This window comes from Corynebacterium sp. 22-2729 (genome assembly GCF_053479475.1).
In genome coordinates this window covers 38603-45117 of the sequence record NZ_JBRBCA010000013.1, presented here as the reverse complement: position 1 = coordinate 45117, position 6515 = coordinate 38603, and the positions used below count along the sequence as shown (strand labels likewise).

3 protein-coding genes are annotated in these 6515 nt (G+C 57.8%); all 3 read left to right on the top strand.

The annotated features are described in order from the left end of the window. On the top strand, nt 1-2237 hold a 2237-nt coding region (locus ACUY2T_RS09495; protein WP_448308392.1), incomplete at its 5' end, for an acyltransferase family protein. 74 nt (nt 2238-2311) lie between these two features. Then, nucleotides 2312-3958 carry a peptide chain release factor 3 gene (locus ACUY2T_RS09490; RefSeq protein ID WP_293790996.1) on the top strand — a complete coding sequence of 549 codons (1647 nt, stop codon included), beginning with the start codon at nt 2312-2314 and terminating at the stop codon, nt 3956-3958. A gap of 95 nt (nt 3959-4053) precedes the next feature. Next, nucleotides 4054-6480 carry an MMPL family transporter gene (locus ACUY2T_RS09485; protein ID WP_448308391.1) on the top strand — a complete coding sequence of 809 codons (2427 nt, stop codon included), beginning with the start codon at nt 4054-4056 and terminating at the stop codon, nt 6478-6480. Nucleotides 6481-6515 lie beyond the last annotated feature (35 nt).

Genomic DNA, 6515 nt, shown 5'->3' with positions numbered 1-6515 from the left:
ACAAGACGCTACCCAAGACGGGACAAAAGCCAGCAGCAAAGCCTGCGCCAAAGGCTGTTGAAAAGCCAGCACCGAAACCGGAAACCAAGCCTGCAACAAAACCAGTAGCAAACGCTGCACCAAAGCCGGCAGCCAAGCCTGCACCACGACCGGAAACCAAGCCTGCTCAAAAGCCAGCAGCAAACGCTGCCCAAAAGCCGGCAGCCAAGCCCGCGCCAAAGAAAATTACGCCTAAGGCTGAGCAAAAGGCAGCGCCTGCACCAGTTGCCGTTCAGAAGCGACCTCGGCAGAACGTGCCCGAAGCGTTGGCAATTCCGCCGGAAAACAAGACTGTAAAACAGGATCGCCGCGCTCGCCTGCGCCAAGTCAAGGGACTGGATGGCCTGCGCGGACTCGCAGTACTCGCCGTAGTTATCTACCACTTTTTCGGCGACATACTGCCTGGTGGCTATCTGGGCGTAGACCTATTCTTCGTCCTCTCTGGATTCTTGATTACCTCGCTTCTGGTGCGCGAGTATCGCGTAAGTCAGACAATCAGTCTCAAAGACTTCTGGATTAGACGTTTTCGGCGCATTCTTCCCGCAGCGCTCGTCACACTATTCATAGTGACTGCGCTGGTCACCGCCATTGGCGGGGACATAGCAGTGGGGATTCGGGAGCAATTCCTGGGTACTCTGTTCTTCGTCAATAACTGGACCCAGATCGCCACTTCCCAGTCCTACTTCGCTGAAAACGAAGTTCAGGTGTTCGCACACTACTGGTCGTTAGCCGTCGAAGAGCAGTTCTATATCATTTGGCCACTTTTAACTCTGGCCATGTTTACCTTTACCCAGCGCAGACTCCACCGTGCCCCACGGCGAGTTCCCATGTTGGTAACGGTTCTTCTGGCAGTTGCCTCCGTGCTGGGTATGTGGCTGCTCTTCACCCCGGGTGAGGATCCAACACGGGTTTACTACGGCACCGATACACATGCTTTTGGCCTACTCATCGGAGCTTTCTTCTCGCTCCTTGTCACGTCAACTCAGAACGACCCGCGGGTGGATTCGTGGGCGTCAGTAGGTAAGTTCGAAGCACGCGTAGCCGGAGCGATCGGCTTCCTGGCCTTCATCGGCTACGCTGCGCAGCTTCTCTTCATGGGTGACGACCTTGCTTTCACCTACCGTGGTGGCCTGGCTCTCACCAGCGTGTTGGGTGTCCTGATGATCTGGGGCGTGATCCGCGAAACAGGCCCACTGACTTTGATCTTCCGGACCAAAGTCATGCGTTGGTTGGGGCAGCGGTCGTTCTCTCTATACCTATGGCATTGGCCCGTCATCATGATCCTGCGAGAGCTCTTTAATGAGGACGGACGCATGCAGCACGAATGGATTCTGGGGCTAGTTGCGCTCCCCATTGCTCTGCTCATCTCCGAGATCTCCTACCAGCACGTCGAGAATCCCTTCCGCCGTCGCGGCTACAAGCAGACGTGGAAGAACTACGTGAACGCACGACCGAGCTATCACGAGATCAATGAAGGGTTCAAGAAGGTCGCCTGGCCTTTCGTACCGCTTCTTGTCGTAGCTAGTGTAGGCGGCGTGATCTACGGTGTGGTCAACTCGAACGATAAGACTGAGCTGGAACAACAGCTGGATCAGCTGCAACAAATGAACCAGTCGGCAAATAACAACAAGAAGGCCGCGCCTGCACCTGCCGCTCCATCCCCGAAGCCTGACCAGAAGTCAGCTCCGGTTCAAGGTAAAGACATTACGGCCGTAGGCGATTCTGTGATGCTTGCAGCAAGCCAAGCCCTGAATGCCGACTACCCCGGGATTTTTATCGACGCAGATGTATCCCGCCACTACACCGCAGGCGTCGAGGTACTGCGACAGCTTAAGGATTCCGGACAGTTGCGTTCCACGGTGTTCCTGGGATTCGGAACAAACGGCGCTGCATTCCCCGATCAGATGGAAGAAATGATCAACCTCATCGGGCCGGATCACACGATTGTGATGGCTACCCCCTACGGCGATCGCGAGTGGATGGGACAGGCACGCCAGGAGGTCATCGAAGCAGCCAAGACCCATGACAACGTCTACATGGCGGACTGGTGTGGCCATGCGCAAGCCCATCCGGATCTACTGTTCGAAGATGGCGTTCACCCTATGCCGGAAGGCGCTGAGGAGTACTCGAAGGCATTCGGTGAAGCTCTCGAGCAATCCTCAGCCCATAAGAAGAAGACCACGTCCTCCTGCGCCTAGGTGCTCTCCTCAGGGCGTTGTGTGCCAATGCGTTTCCAGCCATTGAGGGCTAACCCGCTAGACTAATTGGCACTATGAGTACAACCGCATCCGAAGCCTCACGCCGCCGCACATTCGCCGTCATCGCCCACCCGGATGCCGGTAAATCCACTCTCACAGAGGCACTTGCCCTGCATGCCCACATGATTAAGGAAGCAGGCGCAGTGCACGGCAAGGCGGGCCGCAAGTCCACAGTTTCCGACTGGATGGACATGGAAAAGGATCGCGGTATCTCCATTGCCTCCTCTGCCCTTCAGTTCGAGTACGCACCGGAAGGGCACGAGGGCGAGCCGTTCATGATTAACCTCGTCGATACCCCGGGTCACGCCGACTTCTCGGAGGATACCTACCGCGTTCTTTCTGCTGTTGACGCCGCAGTGATGCTGATTGACGGAGCAAAGGGCCTTGAGCCTCAGACGCTGAAGTTGTTCCGCGTGTGCAAGGCGCGTGGCCTACCTATTGTGACCGTGGTAAACAAGTGGGACCGTCCAGGACGCAGCCCTCTAGAACTGGTCGACGAAATCGTCAACGAGATCCAGCTACAGCCCACTCCCCTGTTCTGGCCGGTCGGCGAGGCCGGAGACTTCCGTGGCTTGGCGCGCATTAACGACGACGGTGAAGCCGAGGAATACATTCATTTCCTTCGCACGGCGGGTGGTTCCACGATTGCCCCGGAAGAGCACTACACCCCGGAACAAGCCTCAGAGCGAGAGGAAGATGCGTGGGATACCGCAGCCGAGGAAGTTGAGCTGCTGGCTGCCGATGGCGCACTACATGACCAAGAATTGTTCTTGGAGTGCACCACCTCTCCGTTGATTTTCGCCTCCGCCATGCTGAATTTCGGCGTCCACCAGATCCTGGATACCCTCTGCGCCCTGGCACCTGCACCCGCTGGCCGTGATTCCGACCCGAAGGTGTTGGAAGCCGCTGCAGGTGGGAACTCCGGTTCCATCGATGAGCATCGCGACCCGACTGACGAATTCTCTGGCGTGATCTTCAAGGTGCAGGCAGGCATGGATCGCAACCACCGCGATTCCCTGGCCTTCATGCGAGTGGTCTCGGGTGTTTTCGAACGTGGTATGCAGGTCACCCATGCGCAGTCGGGCAGATCTTTCTCCACGAAGTACGCACTGACAGTCTTTGGCCGCACTCGTGCGACAGTCGAAGCTGCTTACCCCGGCGACATCGTGGGGCTCGTCAATGCCGGCTCGCTCGCTCCCGGTGACACGATTTACAGCGGCAAGAAGGTTCAGTTCCCACCCATGCCGCAGTTCGCCCCCGAGCATTTCCGCACTCTGCGCGCGAAGTCGCTAGGCAAGTACAAACAGTTCCGTAAGGCTCTTGAGCAGCTGGATTCCGAGGGCGTTGTGCAGATTCTGCGCAACGATGCCCGCGGTGACGCGAACCCAGTGATGGCCGCAGTCGGCCCCATGCAGTTCGAGGTCATGCAAGCTCGAATGGATGTTGAGTACAACGTGGAGACAGTGGCCGATCCTGTGCCCTACTCTGTCGCGCGACGTACCGACGCCGAATCCGCGCCGATGTTGGCGAAGCAGCGCGGTGTGGAAATTTTCACCCGCACCGACGGGGAACTCATTGCTCTCTTCGGCGACAAGTGGAAACTGGCCTTTGTGGAAAAGGAACACCCAGAGCTAACGATGGAGACATTGGTCGCCGACTAGTGCCTACTAGTAAGGCCAGCCTTGCTGGGAACGACTTCCCGCCATAACCTTGCACAGGTATTGCAATTCTTCGCTACCTGTGCAATATTTTTCGCATGGCAAAGTTTCTCTACCACGTAGGCCGTTCCGCCTACCAACACAAATGGCGCTTCCTCGCCGTCTGGCTGATCGTGCTGATTGGCGTGGGCACCGCCTCCGCCCTCCTCACCAAACCCACTTCGCAGTCCTTCACCATCCCGGGCCTGGAATCGATCGAGACCCAGGAGAAGATCAAGGAGGACTTTCCTAATAGTGAAAACACCAACCAGCTAGAGGCCGCAAAGGGCAAGCTAGTTATTCAGGCTCCCGAGGGGCAAACACTTGCCAAAGGTGAAGCCGCCCAGGCAACTGAGGACGTTTTGCAGGCGCTGCAAGAACTCGATTTCTTGAAGGACAAGGAAAAACTCGTCTCTCCCGTCCTGGCTAGCGAAAACATGCACCAGCAGATGGCTCCGATGAAACAGAAGCAGGGCATGCCGAAGGAGCAGATCGCCTCTGACATCGCAGCTTTGAGCCCGCTGAGTCCCGATAAGCGTACTGGCACGATCGAAGTCGCATTCGACGCAGAGACCGCCACCGACGTGCCCGCCGAAGACATCCAGAAGTTCGAAGAAGCGGTCAAGAATCACCAAGGCAATCTCCAGGTCGGCTGGAACGGCAACGCATTCCAGCAACCCGAAATGAACATGACCTCCGAGATCATTGGTCTGGCCGTCGCCGCCATCGTCCTGATCGTCACGTTCGGCAGCCTTGTGGCCGCTGGCCTGCCGCTATTGTCCGCAGTCATCGGCGTGGGCACTGGCATCGGCATCGTCATGGCAGCCACCTCCGTCACCGACAGCATCAACTCTATGACCCCCACCCTGGCATCCATGATCGGCCTGGCTGTGGGCATTGACTACGCTCTATTCATCCTCTCCCGCTACCGCAGCGAATTGATCGCGCACGTGGACGGGCAGGATCTCGAGCCCAAGGAACTGCAGCAAAAATTCAGGACTATTCCGGTCAAGGACCGCGCCCACTTGGCTGGTCTCGCCGTCGGCAAGGCCGGTTCCGCAGTGGTCTTCGCAGGCCTCACCGTATTGATCGCTCTGGCCGCACTGTCCATCATCAACATTCCGTTCCTTACCGCCATGGCTCTGGCCGCAGCCGGCACCGTAGCCATTGCAGTCATCGTCGCAATCACCCTTTTGCCCGCCATCATGGGTCTGATCGGCACAAAGGTTTTCGCTGGCCGTACCCCGATTGTGAAGGCGCCGGATCCGGAAAACGAAAAGCCCACAATGGGTCTAAAGTGGGTGCGCATCATCCGTAAGAAACCCGCCTTGTGGCTAATCGGCGCGGCAGTACTACTGGTCTTGCTTGCCATCCCTGCAATGAACCTCCGGCTCGCCATGCCATCTGACGGATCCATGGCCAAGGGCACTCCCAACCGCATCGCCTACGAGATGACGGAGGAGGGTTTCGGTGCTGGCCGGAATGCTCCAATGCTCGCACTCGTGGAGTATCCGGACCTAAAGGGCAAGGAAAAGGCCGCAGCCGCCCAGCAGGCCGTCGCTACCATCCAGGGCACCGACGGCGTTGAAAATGCCCAGTTGGTTCAGACCAACGGCGACCCACAGAATCCTGCTGACATGGGCACGGCCGCTCAGGTGATGATCACCCCGTCGTATGGCGCTACGGATGCCCGTGCTGCTGACGTACTCGAACAGATCCGCGCTGAGGAGTCCAGCTACGCCGAGAAGACCGGTGCCACCTACGCCATTACCGGTGTAACCCCGATGTACGAGGACATCTCTCAGCGTCTATCAGAGGCTCTCATCCCCTACATCGCAATCGTCCTGGTACTGGCATTCATCCTGCTCATGGTCGTCTTCCGCTCCATTTGGGTGCCGCTGATCGCAGCGGTCGGCTTCGGACTGTCGGTGGCCGCCACGTTCGGCGTTACCGTCGCACTGTGGCAGGAAGGTTTCGGAGGTATTGTCGACGACCCGCAGCCGATCATCTCCTTCTTGCCAATCATGCTGATCGGCATCGTGTTCGGCCTCGCAATGGACTACCAAGTCTTTCTTGTTACCCGTATGCGCGAAGGCTGGGCGCACGGCAAGACTGCCGGCAACGCTACCTCCAATGGCTTTAAGCACGGAGCCCGAGTAGTTACGGCCGCAGCGCTCATTATGATGTCGGTCTTTGCTGCGTTCGCTCTCGCCGACGAGCCATTCATCAAGGTGATGGGCTTTGCTCTAGCCGCCGCCGTATTTTTTGACGCCTTCATTGTCCGCATGACCTTCATCCCAGCCACTATGTTCCTTCTCGACGAGCATGCGTGGAAGTTCCCCAAGTGGCTAGGGAAGATCATCCCCACGGTCGATGTCGAAGGCGAAAGCCTGATCGGTCTCAAAGCTGACGGAAGCCGCGATTCGGAACCTGAAGCCAAAGCTGACGGGGCGCACCTTCAAGAATCCCAGCAGGAGGGACGATAGAGGGCGTCGTTAGGCAAACAGGCGAACAGTAGTCA